The sequence below is a fragment of the Streptomyces sp. AP-93 genome (assembly GCF_022808175.1).
GTDB lineage: Bacteria > Actinomycetota > Actinomycetes > Streptomycetales > Streptomycetaceae > Streptomyces.
Window position 1 is genome coordinate 492180 of the sequence record NZ_JALGBX010000002.1, and the last position, 13502, is coordinate 505681.

The 13502-nt window shown below is 68.7% G+C and carries 13 protein-coding genes, 1 pseudogene and 1 riboswitch; of the genes and pseudogenes, 6 read left to right on the top strand and 8 right to left on the bottom strand.

The window, feature by feature from the left end:
* Window positions 1–24 precede the first annotated feature (24 nt).
* The 4 genes from MTF69_RS05480 to MTF69_RS05495 form a co-directional block, all read right to left on the bottom strand.
* Complete coding sequence (locus MTF69_RS05480) at window positions 25–504, bottom strand: NUDIX domain-containing protein (protein ID WP_243331168.1); 480 nt, start codon at window positions 502–504, stop codon at window positions 25–27.
* Between the two features lie 118 nt (window positions 505–622).
* The gene (locus tag MTF69_RS05485; protein WP_243331170.1) at window positions 623–1786 is read right to left on the bottom strand and encodes a cystathionine gamma-lyase; all 1164 of its coding nucleotides are present in this window, start codon (window positions 1784–1786) and stop codon (window positions 623–625) included.
* Window positions 1783–2274: a low molecular weight protein-tyrosine-phosphatase gene (locus MTF69_RS05490; RefSeq protein WP_243331171.1), complete on the bottom strand. Its 492-nt coding sequence runs from the start codon at window positions 2272–2274 to the stop codon at window positions 1783–1785. Before MTF69_RS05490 ends, MTF69_RS05485 begins: the two co-directional genes overlap by 4 nt.
* Before the next feature lie 12 nt (window positions 2275–2286).
* Window positions 2287–2670, bottom strand: a complete 384-nt coding sequence (locus tag MTF69_RS05495; RefSeq protein ID WP_243331173.1) for a phage holin family protein — start codon at window positions 2668–2670, stop codon at window positions 2287–2289.
* 90 nt (window positions 2671–2760) lie between these two features.
* On the opposite strand from MTF69_RS05495, the gene MTF69_RS05500 reads away from it, so the two are divergent.
* From MTF69_RS05500 to MTF69_RS05515, 4 genes are all read left to right on the top strand, one after another.
* Complete coding sequence (locus MTF69_RS05500; RefSeq protein WP_243331175.1) at window positions 2761–3078, top strand: cupin domain-containing protein; 318 nt, start codon at window positions 2761–2763, stop codon at window positions 3076–3078.
* A gap of 163 nt (window positions 3079–3241) precedes the next feature.
* Complete coding sequence (locus tag MTF69_RS05505) at window positions 3242–3460, top strand: DUF5326 family protein (protein ID WP_243331368.1); 219 nt, start codon at window positions 3242–3244, stop codon at window positions 3458–3460.
* A gap of 291 nt (window positions 3461–3751) precedes the next feature.
* Entirely contained in the window at window positions 3752–4489 is a 738-nt protein-coding gene (locus MTF69_RS05510) for an IclR family transcriptional regulator (protein ID WP_243331369.1), read from the top strand.
* A gap of 97 nt (window positions 4490–4586) precedes the next feature.
* Entirely contained in the window at window positions 4587–5036 is a 450-nt protein-coding gene (locus tag MTF69_RS05515) for an SsgA family sporulation/cell division regulator (RefSeq protein WP_243331178.1), read from the top strand.
* A gap of 204 nt (window positions 5037–5240) precedes the next feature.
* On the opposite strand, the gene MTF69_RS05520 is transcribed toward MTF69_RS05515, so the two are convergent.
* A complete protein-coding gene (locus tag MTF69_RS05520) occupies window positions 5241–6647 on the bottom strand; it encodes a YibE/F family protein (protein ID WP_374322141.1) in 1407 nt (468 codons plus the stop codon).
* A 72-nt stretch (window positions 6648–6719) separates the two neighbouring features.
* A riboswitch (TPP riboswitch) is annotated at window positions 6720–6864 on the top strand.
* Between MTF69_RS05520 and thiC the strand changes: the two genes are divergently transcribed.
* On the top strand, window positions 6859–8652 hold the full coding sequence (gene thiC / locus MTF69_RS05525) for a phosphomethylpyrimidine synthase ThiC (RefSeq protein ID WP_243331180.1): 1794 nt from the start codon (window positions 6859–6861) through the stop codon (window positions 8650–8652). Its footprint overlaps the riboswitch before it by 6 nt.
* A gap of 60 nt (window positions 8653–8712) precedes the next feature.
* On the opposite strand, the gene MTF69_RS05530 is transcribed toward thiC, so the two are convergent.
* From MTF69_RS05530 to MTF69_RS05540, 3 genes are all read right to left on the bottom strand, one after another.
* Window positions 8713–10293, bottom strand: coding sequence for a recombinase family protein (locus tag MTF69_RS05530; protein WP_243331182.1), 1581 nt, complete (start codon window positions 10291–10293; stop codon window positions 8713–8715).
* Window positions 10294–10584: 291 nt separating this feature from the next.
* Window positions 10585–11448, bottom strand: a complete 864-nt coding sequence (locus tag MTF69_RS05535) for an FkbM family methyltransferase (RefSeq protein ID WP_243331185.1) — start codon at window positions 11446–11448, stop codon at window positions 10585–10587.
* 64 nt (window positions 11449–11512) lie between these two features.
* The gene (locus tag MTF69_RS05540; RefSeq protein WP_243331188.1) at window positions 11513–12625 is read right to left on the bottom strand and encodes a glycosyltransferase; all 1113 of its coding nucleotides are present in this window, start codon (window positions 12623–12625) and stop codon (window positions 11513–11515) included.
* A 260-nt stretch (window positions 12626–12885) separates the two neighbouring features.
* Here MTF69_RS05540 and MTF69_RS05545 point away from each other — a divergent pair.
* Window positions 12886–13502, top strand: a pseudogene (locus tag MTF69_RS05545) (hypothetical protein); the annotation flags it as partial.

The window sequence follows — 13502 nt, forward strand, 5'->3', positions numbered from 1 at the left end:
ACGGCGGCGCCCGCGTGCGGTGGGTCAGCCCAGGTCGGGGGCGTGCATCGCGCGCACGCCCTCGATGTTGCCGTCGAGGTAGTGGCGCAGGGACAGCGGGACGAGATGTACCGCGGCGATGCCTACGCGGCTGAAGGGCACGCGGACGATCTCGTACTCGCCCTCCGGCTCGTCGATCTCGGGGCCGTGCCGCTGACTGGGGTCCATGGATTCGAGATGGCAGACGAAGAAGTGCTGCACCTTGACGCCGGTCACTCCCCCGTCGGCGATGTGCTCGATGGTGTCGACGAAGCAGGGCACGACATCGGTGATCTTCGCGCCGAGTTCCTCGTGGAGTTCTCGGTGGAGGGCGTCGACGACGGTCAGGTCCGAGGGCTCCACGCCCCCGCCGGGGGTGAGCCAGTACGGGTCGACGCCGGGTTTGGTCCGCTTGATGAGGATCAGGTCGCCACCGTCGAGCAGGATCGCGCGGGCGGTGCGTTTGACCACTGGACGTTCGGTCATGGGAGAAGAGTGGCCCAGACTTCCGCTTCTGAAACGCGTGCCGGTGAAACCCGCCGGGCGGGGATCCGGGCGGTCCGAGCCGCAGGACGGCGTTCTCGGACCGCCTTCGGGCCTGCGGTCAGCTCTTCGCGGCCGCCAGGTCGAGTGCCCGCAGGACGTCCGTGACCAGGTCCTCGGTGTCCTCGGCCCCGGCGGAGAAGCGGATGAAGCCCTCCGGAACGTTGTCGCCGCCCCACCGTCGGCGGCGCTCCGCGGTGGACCGCACCCCGCCGAAACTGGTGGCGTCCTCGACGAGCCGCAGGGCGGCCATGAACCGTTCCGCGTGGGCCCGGTCGGGCAGGGTGAAGGAGACCACGGAGCCGAAGCCGCGCATCTGTCGCGAGGCCGTCTTGTGGGACGGGTCCGCCGGCAGGCCCGGGTAGCGCAGCCCGGTGACGTCGCCGCGGTCGGCCAGGGCCTCGGCGACGGCGAGCGCGTTGGCCCACTGGCGCTGGGCGCGCAGCTGGATGGTGGACAGGGACCGGTGGGCGAGCCAGGCCTCCATGGGGCCGGGAATCGCGCCGACCACCTTGCGCCAGCGGCGGATGCCCGCGGCGAGCCCGGCATCGCGGCAGACGACGTACCCGAGCAGCAGGTCGCCGTGGCCGGTCAGGCCCTTGGTGCCGCTGGCCACCGAGAAGTCGGCACCCAGTTCGAGGGGGCGCTGTCCGAGCGGGGTCGCCAGGGTGTTGTCGACGGCGACGAGGGTTCCGCCGGCGTGCGCCGCGTCCACGAGGCGTCGTACGTCGCAGACGTCGAGCCCCGGGTTGGACGGGGTCTCCAGCCACAGCAGCCGGGCTCCGTCGAGAACCGCGAGCTGGGCGTCCTCGCCGGTGGGGGCGGTGCGCACGTGGACCCCGTAGGCCTCCAGCTGTTCCCGTACGAGGGGCAGCGCCTGGTAGCCGTCGTCGGGCAGGACGACGGTGTCGCCGGCGCGTGCCTGGGAGAGCAGGACGGCGGACACGGCGGCCATGCCGGAGGCGAAGACGACCGTGTCCACCCCGTCCAGGCCGGGGGCCTCCAGCTCCCCGATGGCCCGCTCCAGCAGGGTCCAGGTGGGGTTGGTGTCACGGCCGTAGGCGTAGGGGCCCTCGACGTCGCCGGGAAGGTGGAAGTGGGCGGCGAAGACGGGGCCGGGCAGCGGCGGCTCGTTCTTGACGGGCTCCGGCAGACCGGCGCGGACGGCGACGGTGCCGTCGCCGAGCCGCTCGGACGTCGCGGGCACGGGGCCGGGGGCGTTCATGGGGTGTGCTCCTTCACGGCTTCGCTTACGGCGGCCAGCAGGCCGGGGCTCGCCGACTCGACCAGGTGCAGGCACTCCTCGAATCCGTCGAGGGGGCCGTAGTAGGGGTCAGGTACGTCGGTCTGCGTGGCGGAGGCGGCCGGATCGTAGGACCGCAGCAGCCGGACCTTGGCAGCGTCCTGAGGGGTGGGGGCGAGCGCTCTGAGGGCGCGCAGGTGCCCGGCGTCGAGTGCGATGACGAGGTCGAGGCCGGCGAACCAGGAGGCCCGGAACTGCCGGGCCCGGTGGCCCGGCTCGTACCCGGCGGCCTCCAGGACGGCTGCGGCGCGCGGGTCGGCCCCGTCCCCCTCGTGCCAGCCGCCGGTGCCGGCGCTGTCGACCTCGACCAGGCCCGAGAGCCCGGCGTCCGCCACATGGGAGCGGAAGACGGACTCGGCCATGGGCGAGCGGCAGATGTTGCCGGTGCAGACGAAGCACACGCGGTACATGGGCGCCCGGCTTTAGTTCTTGTCGGGCAGGACCATGTTCAGGGCCCAGGAGACGACGGAGATGATCAGGGCGCCGACGATCGCCGACCAGAAGAAGTCGTTGACGTGGAAGCTGAGTTCGAACTGCTTCGCCAGCCATGAGGTCAGCAGCAGCATCGCCGCGTTCACCACGATGGTGAAGAGGCCGAGGGTGAGGACGAACAGGGGCAGCGAGAGCAGCCTCACCACGGGCTTGACGATGAGGTTGACCAGGCCGAAGATCAGCGCGACCAGGATCAGGGAGAGCGCTTGGTGGCCCGTGCTGCTGTCGTCGTCCAGCGTGATGCCTGAGACGAGCCAGATGGCGACGCCCAGGGCTGCCGCGTTGGCGAGGGTCTTGACTACGAAATTCGTCATGTGTCTGATCGTTGCAGAGAAGGTCCCGGTGGAACATCAGCTGATCTGCGGATGCTCGCCGGACGAGAGAGCACAAGGGGTACGAAGAGGATGAAGGCCTTCCGGCTGGACGAGCTCGAGGCCGAGCGGGCCGCGAACGAGGGTGCCTACCTGCAGTTCCTGCGCGAGCGGAACATGTCGGTCGGGCTGTACGCGCTGGACGCCGGGCAGAACGATCCCCAACAGCCGCACGGCCAGGACGAGGTGTACTTCGTCGTCAGCGGCCGGGCTTCGATCACCGTCGGCGAGGAGACGACGATGGTCGCCAACGGGAGCGTGGTCTACGTGCCGGCCGGGGTGCCGCACAAGTTCCACCACATCACCGAGAACCTGAAGGTAATGGTCGTCTTCTCTCCGCCGGAAGGGTGAACGGACTCGGGGCTGAGGGTCCGGGGCCCCGTCCCCCTAGGGGTCGGATCAGGGGACTACGGGGGCTCGCGGGCCCCCGCCGGGGGCCGTGGCCTCCTAGCATCGAGAGCAGGAGTTCACCGGCTAGACGGACTAGGAAGAAGAGGTCGAGGACATGGAAGGCATCCGAGGGATATTCGAGGGCATGCCCTGGTGGGTCAAGTGGGTCGCCGTCCCGCTGCTGGTGCTGTTCGTCTTCGGTGGTGTGATCACCAGCATCATCGGTGCGCTGATCGGCTTCCTCTTCAAGGCGCTGCTCCTCGTGGCCCTCGTCGGAGGCCTGATCTTCGTCGTCCGGAAGTTCAAGGGCACCGAGTCGAAGTCCTCCGCCGGGGAGTGGTAGAACTGGCGCAACCAGGGTCACAGTGGGATTAACCCAGCTGAGGGAACGCGAAGCGCTAAACCGCTCACAGCCCGGGAATCGGCGGATAGAGTGGCAATCTGTGCCGTTCCCTGGGCACCGAACGCCGGTACTGCCGCTCTGACCTGCGGTTCTTTGTTACAGCCGCCGAGCACGACCCCCAGGAGTCACGGCACACGCGGGGGCGGCCCCCGCAGGGCGGGCCCCCCCAAGGCTCGCCGCCACGCCTGGGGGTGAGCTTTGTCTTCGGTTCACAATGCCGGTGTGCCGACTCTGATCGGTTCGGTGCAGCGGGCACTGAGGCTGCTCGAAGCGGTGGGTTCCCATAGTGAGGGAGCCCCGGCGAAACAACTGGCGCGCGAGGCCGGGCTCCCGCTTCCCACCGCGTACCACCTGCTGCGCACCCTGACGCACGAGGGCTATCTGCGACGGGAGAGCGGGGTCTTCGTCCTGGGGGACGCCGCGGGCCGTCTGGCCGGTGGCGGGCTTCAGCAGAAACGTCGCAGCATGATCGTCGACTCCCTCGCACACTTCCGCGACGCGGTCGGGGCCCCCGTCTACTTCGCGGTCTACCGCGAGGGTGAAATCGAGGTCGTGGGTGTCTCGGACACCCCGGCGAACCCGGCGTGCGAAGAGTGGGCCGATTTCCGCGAGACCGGGCACGCGCACGCGATCGGGCAGTGCCTGCTCGGCCAGCTCGACGAGAAGGCCCGCAAGGACTACTACGACCGTCACCCGGTCGAGGCCATCACCGCCTACACCGTGCGGGATCTGGCGGCTCTGGAGCAGCGGATCGGCTCCATGGAGCGGATGCAACCGGTGACCGAGCGGCAGGAGTACGCCCTGGGCACGGTGTGCGCGGCCATCCCCATCACGGCCGGCGACACCGCCGCGACCATGGCGATTTCTCTTCCTCTGAACCAAGAAGACCGATTGCTGTATGCGGTCGATCGGCTACGGAGTGAAGTAGGCGCGCTGTTGAGCACCCTCTCGTTCTCTATCAGTATCTGAAAACTCACTCCTTGTGATCTGCAAGCGCTTCCACCACTCTTGTCAAGAGGGCCTTGGGGGATCATTCCTGGCCACTTCCACTACAGCGGGGTAGGCAATGCGCGAGTCGGTACAGGCAGAGGTCATGATGAGTTTCCTCGTTTCCGAGGAGCTCTCGTTCCGGATCCCGGTGGAACTCCGGTACGACGCTCGTGACCCCTACGCAGTCCGCCTGACGTTCCACCTTCCCGGAGATGCGCCCGTGACCTGGGCGTTCGGCCGGGAGCTCCTTCTGGACGGCATCAACAAGCCGTGCGGTGACGGCGATGTCCACATCGCCCCGACCGATCCGGAGGAACTGTCCGATGTCCACATCCGGCTGCAAGTAGGCGCAGACCGGGCACTCTTCCGCGCGAGCGCGGCGCCACTCGTGGCGTTCCTCGACCGCACCGACCGGATCGTCCCGCTCGGCCAGGAGCGCAACCTCGGGGATTTCGAGGAGAACCTCGACGAGGCGCTCGACAAGATCCTCGCCGAGTCGCAGCAGAACGAGCAGAACGCGGGCTGACCGGAGCCCGGCCGGACGCCTGCTGACCAGGGCCTGCCGGCACGCACCAACTGCATCACCGCACCACCTGCACCACTGCACCACTTGCATCACTGCATCTACGCACCACGGCTCAGCGTGCCGACGCGCTGAGCGCTCCACCTTGCCGTTCCTCACGACCGGCCGTGCGCGCGAACTGACCAGTCGCGCCCGCCGGTCCGCCTTTCAGCGCTTGCGTCGCCGACCCCGGCCGGCGCGGAGCGGCCCCGAGGCCGCTGTGGCCGCCGGGGATCCCGCGCGGTCGGCGGACACCACCAGCGCGGCCAGTGCCGTCGTCACGGGTACCGAGGCGACCAGTCCGATCGAGCCCACGAGGGTTCGTACGATCTCTTCCGCGACCAGCTCGCTGTTGGCCACCGAACCCATGCTGCTGTTCGCGATCGAGAACAAGAGGAGCAGTGGCAACGCCGCGCCCGCGTACGCCAGTACCAGGGTGTTCACCACCGACGCGATGTGGTCGCGCCCGATGCGGATGCCCGCCCGGTAGAGCCCGCGCGGGCCCATTGACGGGTCTGCCTGGTGGAGTTCCCACACCGCCGAGGTCTGAGTGACGGTCACGTCGTCGAGTACGCCGAGCGATCCGATGATGACACCCGCAAGCAGCAAACCGCTCATGTCGATGTCCGGGTAGAGCCCGTGGATCAGCCCGGTGTTGTCGTCCGTGTTGCCGCTGAGGAACGCCCAGTCGATGAACAGCGAGCCCAGCAGGCCGATCAGCAGCAGCGAGATGATGGTGCCGAGGACCGCGACCGAGGTGCGGGCCGTCAGCCCGTGGCACATGTAGAGCGCGATCAGCATGATCGCGCTGGCTCCGACCACGGCCACGACCAGCGGATTCGACCCCTGCAGGATCGCGGGGAGGATGAAGAGGGTCAGCACCGCGAAGCTGACGGCGAGGGCGATGAGCGCGAACAGCCCGCGCATCCGCCCGACGAGGACCACCGCGAGGGCGAAGATGCCCGCGAGCAGGGCCATCGGCAGCTTGCGGTTCACGTCGATCACGGAGTACTGGAGATCCCGGGGCGCGTCCGGGGCGTAGGCGACCACCACGTCCTGGCCGTCCGTCAACTGTCTCGGCGCGCCGGGCTGGACGATCTCGACGAACTCGCGGCCCTTGTCGGGGCCGCTGCCGACCCTGATGGTGGCCTTCTTGCACTCGCCGGTCTGCGAGGCGAGGGCCTCGCGCCCCTCGGGGGTGGAGGTGTCGCCGGTGGCCGGCACCTGCGCGGCGTTCACGGATTTGCAGTCGACGTGTTGGAGCGCGACGACCGTGGCCTGCTGGGTCTGCCGGTCGAAGCCGACCCCGGTGCGTTCGTGGCCCGGCGCGCCACCGGGCCAGAGCACCGCCATGCCGATCACCACGGCGGCGGCGAAGGGGATCAGAACGGCCGCGATCACCTTGCGCAGGTGCTTCGAGACGGGGGCCGCCGGACCATGGCTGTGCGAATGGCCGTGGGAGTGCCCCGCAGACGGGTCGGGCGAGTGACCGGGGTCTGCGTGCGCGTGGCCTGAGTGGCCGGCGTGACCAGCGGGATCCGTGGGCTCGATGGGGGGCTGCGGCGAGGACGTCACTGACTGATCATCGCAACAGATGAGGGGGCCCACTGTTCAGCACGCCACACATGACGCTAGCGTGGGGGCTACTTTGCACAACGCGGGAGCTCGGAGCACCGGGCTGAGAGGGCGCTGATCATCGTTCGCATTCGAATATGCGTACGGGAGGAGGCTGCGTCGACCGCCGAACCTGTTACCGGGTAATGCCGGCGTAGGGAGATTAGGTCTCATGACCATTCAGGACGCACGCACGCCTGCCGTCAGCCAGGACGCCGATGGCCAGACCGAGCGCCAGCCTGGCTGGCACAAGGGATACGTGGCGGGCTCCCGCCCCGACATCCGGGTGCCGGTTCGCCAGGTCCACCTCACCAACGGCAAGGACGTGACGCTCTACGACACGTCCGGGCCGTACACCGACCCGCAGATCGAGACCGACGTGCGCCGCGGCCTGCCGCCGCTGCGCGAGAACTGGATCATCAGCCGCGGTGACACCGAGGAGTACGCGGGCCGCCCCGTGCGCCCCGAGGACGACGGCATCAAGCACACCTCGCCGCGCGGTGGCCTCAAGAACCTCGACGCGGTCTTCCCGGGCCGTCCGCGCCAGCCCCGCCGTGGCCGTGGCGGCGCCGTGGTCACGCAGCTCGCGTACGCCCGCCGAGGCGAGATCACCCCGGAGATGGAGTACGTCGCGATCCGCGAGAACGTCTCCCCCGAGGTCGTCCGCGAGGAGATCGCCGCAGGTCGCGCGGTCATGCCGGTCAACGTGAACCACCCCGAGATCGAGCCGATGATCATCGGCAAGCGGTTCCTGGTGAAGGTCAACGCCAACATCGGCAACTCCGCGGTCACCTCCTCGATCGAGGAGGAGGTGGACAAGATGACCTGGGCGACCAAGTGGGGCGCCGACACGGTCATGGACCTCTCGACCGGCCGCAACATCCACACCACCCGCGAGTGGGTGCTGCGCAACTCTCCCGTGCCGATCGGCACCGTGCCGCTGTACCAGGCGCTCGAGAAGGTCGACGGCCGCGCCGAAGACCTGACCTGGGAGATCTACAAGGACACGGTCATCGAGCAGGCCGAGCAGGGCGTCGACTACATGACGGTCCACGCCGGCGTGCTGCTCTCGTACGTGCCGCTGACCGCCCGCCGCAAGACCGGCATCGTCTCGCGCGGCGGTTCGATCATGGCCGCCTGGTGCCTGGCGCACCACAAGGAGAACTTCCTCTACACGAACTTCGAGGAGCTCTGCGAGATCCTCGCGGCGTACGACGTCACGTACTCGCTGGGTGACGGCCTGCGCCCCGGTTCCATCGCGGACGCCAACGACGCGGCGCAGTTCGCGGAGCTGAAGACGCTGGGCGAGCTGAACACGATCGCCAAGCGGTACAACGTGCAGACGATGATCGAGGGCCCCGGGCACGTCCCGATGCACAAGATCAAGGAGAACATCGACCTTCAGCAGGAGATCTGCGAGGAGGCGCCGTTCTACACGCTCGGCCCGCTGACCACCGACGTCGCGCCCGCGTACGACCACATCACCTCGGGCATCGGCGCCGCGATGATCGCCTGGTGGGGCACCGCGATGCTCTGCTACGTCACGCCCAAGGAGCACCTGGGCCTGCCGAACCGCGACGACGTGAAGACCGGTGTCATCACGTACAAGATCGCGGCCCACGCGGCGGACCTGGCCAAGGGTCACCCGGGCGCCCAGGAATGGGACGACGCCCTGTCGGACGCCCGGTTCGAGTTCCGCTGGGAGGACCAGTTCAACCTGGCCCTCGACCCGGACACGGCCCGTGAGTTCCACGACGAGACCCTCCCGGCCGAGCCGGCCAAGACCGCGCACTTCTGCTCCATGTGCGGTCCGAAGTTCTGCTCCATGAAGATCAGTAGAAGCATCACAGAGCAGTTCGGTGGAGACGACTCGGCCACTGATGAGGAGATCCAGGCGGGGATGCTCAGCAAGTCGGCGGAGTTCGCGGCCACGGGCAACCGGCTGTACCTGCCGCTGGCCGACTGAACCTGACGAACCAAACAGGCCCGCGACCTCAGGGGGGAGTCGCGGGCCGGCTCGTTTTTGCTAGACGTCAGTCACGCCCGTAAGACCGCTAGCAGCCCATACCGGGGTGAGGAGTTCCACATCGAACTTCGCCCGACCGGTCTTGCCGCCAGGCTCCGCGATGACTGTGGTCAGGGTCTTCTTGATGAGTGCCCGCTTCTGGGTGAGCGTGCGGGACTCCCACGCGGTTGCCACGTCGGCCGTCGCCTCCTCGGCGGCGGCCTTCAGGGCCAGGTGCTTGGCCTGCTCCGCCCGTAGCTCCTTGACCCGGGTGTCCAGGCCCGGGAGGTTGCGGTAGAAGACATCGTCCTCGACCTCGCCGGCCTGCCAGCGGCCCTCCAGTTCGCTGCGGCGCTTCAGGGCCTGCTCCAGTTCATCGGCGCGGCCCCACTCCGGAATGTCCTTCGCGGCTGCGGCGGCCTGGAGTTCCAGCTTGGCGATGACCAGCTTTTTGATGTGCTTGTCGGTCTCGTCTCCGCGCTTGTACGTCTTGTTGCAGCCGCCGTCCACATTCTTCTTGCACATGTACGCGTGCTTGTACGTGAGCCAGTCGTTCGCCTTGATGCCGATCATCTTGTTGTTGCAGATGGAACCGTCGTCCAGCGTGGCCCCGCAGCGCAAGATTCCTGTGAGCAAGTACTTGTGGACCGTGCCGCCGGTGGGAATTCCACTTCCCCGGCCGCGTTCCTTGATGGTGGCCTTCACCGCATACCACTGCTTCGGGGTGATGACGGCTTCCCATTCACCCACGACCGGCTGGTCGTCGCCGTCTCGGACGAGCTCGCCCTTGATCTCCCGGTAGCCGCAGAGGCGGGCGCTCGTGAGCACCTGCTTCACGCTGTTGTACTGGAACGCGTTGCTCCGGGCAGTGATGAACCCGGCTTCCTTCCACCGGGCGGTGATCTCCCCGACCGATGCACCTCTGATGACGTCGTGGACGGCGGTCCGGATGGCGTCGGCCTCCGTGGGGCGCAGGGTCATCTTGTCGTCGTCCCAGCCGAACGGACGCCAGGCGGACACGGACTCGCCGCGCATGGCGCGGCTGCGGTGGCTCTGCTTGGCGCGGCGCTGCTTCTTCCTCGTCTCGGCCAGGGACATGGCCACGCCGACCAGGCCCTTGATCTCGAAGCCTTCCGCGTACAGATCCTGGACGCCGTTGGAGTCGTGATAGACGCGGCCCTCGTGGGTGGTGAACGCCTTCAGGTAGCGCTCCCAGTCGGCGGGGCGCCGGTACAGGCGGTCGTCGTTGGCGGCCATCACGCCGTGGATCGGGTAGCCCTCCGGGGTCTGCCCGGTGCGCAGGTCGTTGAGTAGCTGCTCGAAGTCGTCGCGTACGACGTCCTCGCGGCTCGCGCTCTTGTCGTTGTCCGTGTAGCGGTAGACGAGCAGCCAGCCGAACGAGCGGGCGGCGGCGGTCATCTCGCGGTGCTGGTCCTCGATGCCGTGCGCGTCCTTCTTCCGGCCGTCGAAGGAGATTCGGGCGTAGGCCACCACGCACTTGAGGGTGGGGTCAGCTGCCAGCTTGGCGCGTACGTCGGCAGGTGTCGGCAGGCCGTCCGGCACTCCCTGGTGCCGGCCGACGATGGCTTCCCGGTCGCTCAACTCCGCTCCCCGTGAGTGGTTCTGATGCGGTGGGAGCAACAGCCTAGCCAGTTTATGTCTGCTCTGATGATGTTTTCCTCAATGAACATCTCGCAGGATATTCGCCGTGAGACGGCTGGGGCCTGAAGGCCGATGAGATCCGGGCGGGCATGGCGGAGAAGTCCGCCGAGTTCGCGGCCGCGGGCAACCGCGTGTACCTGCCGCTGGCGGACTGACCCTCCGTCCCGGCACACGGACGGCCCGCGACGCCGAGGGGGGGGGGAGTCGCGGGCCGCTGTGGGGTACGTCGTGTCAGCCCAGCGCGGCGAGATAGCGGTTCGGTGCGTCCGGGGCGGCGAGATTCCGCATGCTCAGCTGGTTGAGGCAGTAGTAGGCGAGGTCGGTCGAGTCGTAGACGTGGTGGGCGACCAGGGCCAGCTGCCTGAGTTGCTCGTCGGTCATGGACTCGGGGTGTCCGAAGTCGCGCACGTACACGACATCGGCTTCGAGGAGCTGGTGCCGGGCCGTGCGGAAGTCGCCGCCGAAGACCACGGGGGCGATCGGCCAGCGCTTGATGGCTGCGAAGGCGTGCGGGATGAATCCCTGGCCGCGCAGCTCCTGGTCCACGTCGCCGAACACCGGCTGGTTCTCGTACAGCGGGACGAAGGAGACCTCCGTGTGCACGGCCACGGCCTCGGCCAGTTTTTCCCGGGCGCCCTGGAAGACCATCAGCTCGGCCCCCTGGATGTCGATCTTCAGTAGATCGAAGGCGCCGACCGCTTCGACGTCGTCCAGTCGTCGGGTGGAGACCCGGACCTCTTCGCGGATCCGGCCCCATTCGCTGAAGCCGTTGAAGAGCCCGAGCCGGTTCGCGTCGGGGCGGAAGAGGCTGGTCATCCCGGAGCTGGTGGCTACGCAGAGCGTGTGGGTGCCACCGTCGCCGAGGGCGTGGGGCAGGTAGGTCTCGTACGGGCCCTTGCGGCGTTGCAGCGTCTCCAGGGCATCGGGCTGAGGCTCGAATCCGGTCACTGTGCACAGGCCGGCCTCGAGCATGCCCCGGTACGGCGGGTCTCCGTCGATCGGGTTGGCGCCGACGTCGACGACGTGGGTCGGACGGGTCGGCTGCACCAGGTCTAGCAGGGGTGATGCGGCACGGGTCGAGGCAGTGACGGTCATGGGCGCTCTCCGGGTATCGAGCTGACGAGGGCGTGACGAGGGCGTGACGAGGGCGGACGGTCGGTCAGGCGAACGCCCGGGAGCCCAGGCCCAGCTTGCGCCGCGAGAACTCGAGGTTCGCGAGGATCCGGTCCTGCTGGTCGTCGGGCAGCTTGCCGTCCTGGAGCAGGCGTTCGCAGCAGTCCGATGACTCCTGGTACTCCCCGGTCCAGTAGGCGGCCACGGCGAGTTCGTCGAGTGCGCGCCAGTCGTGCCAGGCGAATTCGACGAAGAGGATGTCGTCCGGGTACGGCACCCGTACGGCCTGCCGGGCGAACACGTAGGCGAGGGGCCAGCGGCTTTCGAGGCGGCAGAAGCGGGCGAGGTCGCCGAGGGCCTCGGCGCGTGAGGGACGGCTCTCGTGTGCGCGGAGGTAGCGGTCCATCACCTCGCCCGACGGCCTTTCGAGGGTGACCGCGAGCCGCGCGGCGTAGAGCTGCGCGCAGTAGGTCTCCTCGGCCCAGCCGCCCATGGCCACCCGGTGGTCGTAGGCGTCGAGGGACTTCTCCGGCTCGCCCGCGTCGCGCCAGCTCTGGGCGAGGTAGAACGCGTAACGGGCGTTGTCGGGTTCTTTCGCGAGGCCTTCGGTGAGTACCTCCGCGTCGCGCAGGTACTTCGCCCGCTGGCCTTCCGCCCGGAGGCGGCCCCCACCTCCGACGGAGAGGATGTTGAAGCCCTCGATCACGCCGCGGCTGTACTCGGTGCCGGATTCGATGTACTCGTGGAGCACGCCCACGTACCGCCAGGGCAGCCGGGTGGAGACCAGCGCCGGCCGCCAGTGGACGATCGGGCCGTCGTGCAGCGCGACCTGGTACGCGTCGAGCGTCAGGTCCGGCATGCGGAAGCCGTGCTGAATCTGCATTTCGTCGTCGCCGTCGATGAACAGCAGGTAGTCGGCGCTGGAGCGTGCGAGTTCGATCGCCTCGGTGCGGCTGCCGTCGAAGCCCTTCCAGGGCCGGTCGTGGAGAGTGCCGGGCAGGTCGGCGAAGCAGTCCCGGATGACGTCCTGGGTGCCGTCGGTCGAGCCCGTGTCCACGATCACCCAGGTGTCGATCAGGGGGCGTACCGACTCCAGGCACTTCCGGATCGTCGGCGCCTCGTTCTTGACGATCATGTTCAGGCAGATGGTCGGCCTCACCGCAGCACCCTCTCGTCGGACGGATCGCGGGCGACCTTAGGGAGTGAGGCGACCGATTGGGTGGCGGCACGCCGATGGAGGCACCGTTGCGCGCTGGTAGACGCATCCATTGGTAGGGGCGTGATAGGCCGATCTGTTGATGTGGTCCAAAAACACTCAAGGCACCCCAGTTGTCGTCCGTAGCCCCCGGAGGAACCTCGGACTTGGAGCCGGGGCGTCACCCGTGCCGGCTCGCATTCTGTTTCAAAGGAGCGCTGTACATGAGTCGTGAGCACCGCACCAAGGCCATGGCACTTGGCCCCATCCCCCGCAACCGTGCCTGGATTGCGGGAGGCGCCCTGGCCTCGCTCTCCCTCGTCCTCGTGGGCATGGCCAGCCCCGTCGTCGCGGCGGTCAAGCCGACCGTCTCGGCCGTGAGAGCTGCGGCACCGTCGGGCGGCGGAGGCGACGACTGCAGGCCGCACGGCGGACCCCACGACGGGCCCCACGACGGGCCCCACGGCAAGCCGCCGCACGCCGCGCTGCTGGACAGGTACCTGGGCGGCGGGGACGAGGGTGACGGCCCCGGCTGGGACGACAACGGGCGCGACCCCCACGACGGGCACGACGACAACTGCAAGGGCCAGACCGGCCCGACGGGTCCGACAGGTCCCACGGGTCCGACCGGTCCGAAGGGTGACACGGGCGCCACCGGTCCTGCCGGCACCGGCACCACGGGTGCGACCGGCGCGACCGGTGCCACGGGTGCGACCGGCGCGACGGGTGCGACCGGTCCTGCCGGCACCGGCACCACGGGTGCGACCGGCGCGACCGGTGCCACGGGTGCGACCGGCGCGACGGGTGCGACCGGTCCTGCCGGCACCGGCACCACGGGTGC